The organism is Stieleria sp., from assembly GCF_041595215.1.
Lineage (GTDB): Bacteria > Planctomycetota > Planctomycetia > Pirellulales > Pirellulaceae > Stieleria > Stieleria magnilauensis.
In genome coordinates this window covers 1-1,844 of record NZ_JBFHKV010001388.1, presented here as the reverse complement: position 1 = coordinate 1,844, position 1,844 = coordinate 1, and the positions used below count along the sequence as shown (strand labels likewise).

General features: G+C 57.7%; 2 protein-coding genes. Both read right to left on the bottom strand.

Features of this window, described 5'->3' with window-relative positions:
- Window positions 1–908: WD40 repeat domain-containing protein (locus ABX749_RS31510; protein WP_372899524.1), on the bottom strand; the 908-nt coding region annotated here is incomplete at its 3' end.
- A partial coding sequence (locus ABX749_RS31505) for a DUF1501 domain-containing protein (RefSeq protein ID WP_372899523.1) occupies window positions 905–1,844 on the bottom strand: 940 nt, incomplete at its 5' end. The genes ABX749_RS31505 and ABX749_RS31510, both read right to left, overlap by 4 nt.

The window sequence follows — 1,844 nt, the reverse complement described above, 5'->3', positions numbered from 1 at the left end:
CTTTTCATTTTGAACGTGTGAAATGCCTCGTCACTGCCATCGTTGTAAAACCAAAGTTCGCCTTTGCCTGATTTGTCCGCACCTCCGCCGACCAGGAAGCCTTGGGGATGGAACCGTACCGCCCACGCGATGCCTTTGAAATTCTCCGCCGCGCGAAGTTGCCGGGTCGCTTCACCGGTTTCCCAGTCGAAAACCACGATGATCGGATCCTGAATCCCGGCGAACGAGTTCACCACTTTGGTGATCCCCGCGCTGGCCCATCGGCTTCCGCAGGCATTGAATTGCATGTCCCGTGCGCCGCCCATGTCGGCCGCAAATTTCTTGTCGTAGCCCGTCATCATGCCGGCATCGATTTTGCGTTGCTGCTCACCCGTTTTCAGATCCCAAATCAAGATCACGCCCATCAGATCTTGAGAAACCAAGTGCGCGCCGTCGGGGTGAAAGTCGACGCCGTAGACGTGTCGCTCGTGCCCCTTCAGCTCTAGCTCTTGCTCTCCGGTTTCAATGTTCCACAGTTTGACAAGCAAGTCGTTGCCGCACGTCGCCAGACGCGTGCCGTCTGGGCTGACTCGCACCCAGCGGGCGGCACCCTGATGAGCGGAGATGCTGCGGATGATCGAAGGATCGTCTCGGGTGAGGTCCCAGATGTTGACGACTCCGCCCCAGCACGCGGTGTAGAGCTGTTTCGAGTCGCCGGAAAAATCGATGGATCGAACCCAGCTTTGATGTCCGCTCAGCGTTCGGAGTGTGCCGTCATCAAGATCCCAGAGTTGAACATCCAGGTCTTGAGCGCCTGCGGCGACAAAACGCGACGCCGGATCGACGCGCAGCGTAGTGAGTGGCCGGGAATGCTTGAATTCGCCGATCAGGTGCGTCTGAACCGGATCGATGGTTGCGTTTGAATTCATGCCAACAGCTCCTCAATCGGCGCCGCGGCGGGGTCGCCGATCGGAATCGATTTTCCGGCAACGTCGTGGTCCGTCGTGGAATCAAGCCCGAGTGCGGACAGGTACGTATGAAACAGATGTCCGCCGTCGACTTCGCGTTCGACGACTTCCGTCCCCTCGTCGTTGGTTTTGCCGATCACCGCGGCGGGCTGGATGCCGCACCCGCCCATCGCAACGGACCACGCCGTCCCCCAGTGATCACGACCGTATTTCGTGTTGATTTTCGGCGTGCGTCCCATCTCGGAATAGACGATCACCAATGTACTGTCGAGCATTCCGCGATCGTGGATGTCGTCGAGCAACATCGAAAACGTCTTGTCGAATTCGCCGAGTTGCTCCAGGTGAAAATTAAAATTCTCTGCGTGCGTATCGTAACCATGATGCGTGACTTTGACGCACGTGGCACCGTTCTCCAGTAAGTCACGCGCGAGGATGCAATGGCGGCCGAAATCGTGGCGGCCGTAACGGTCCAGGTCTTGCTCGCTGACGGTGCCCTCAAACATCGCCTTGCGTTTCATCAGTTTTTCAGCTTGTTCGAACGAACTGTTGTAGACATCCGTCAGCGCACGCGAACGCTGCTGTGAGAACCGACGATCAAATTGAACACGCAGCCGTTGGCGAGCCTCGTCGGCGGGTTCGTCGATCGATTTCGGCGAGACGAGGTTTGCCGGTGCCTGGTCGCCTAACAGTTTCAGTTCGGCGTGCCGAGCCCCCAAGAACGCAGCCGTCGAATCAACGATGCCGCGTTTGCTGATGTGAATGTAGCCGGGCAGTTCGGCATCGGTGGGAGCCAGATATTTTGAGACAACCGAACCGAAGTAGGGATAATCGCCGGCGCGCCGTCCCTTTTCCATAAACAGCATGCCTTGCCGGTGATCACCGATCTTCGAATTGATG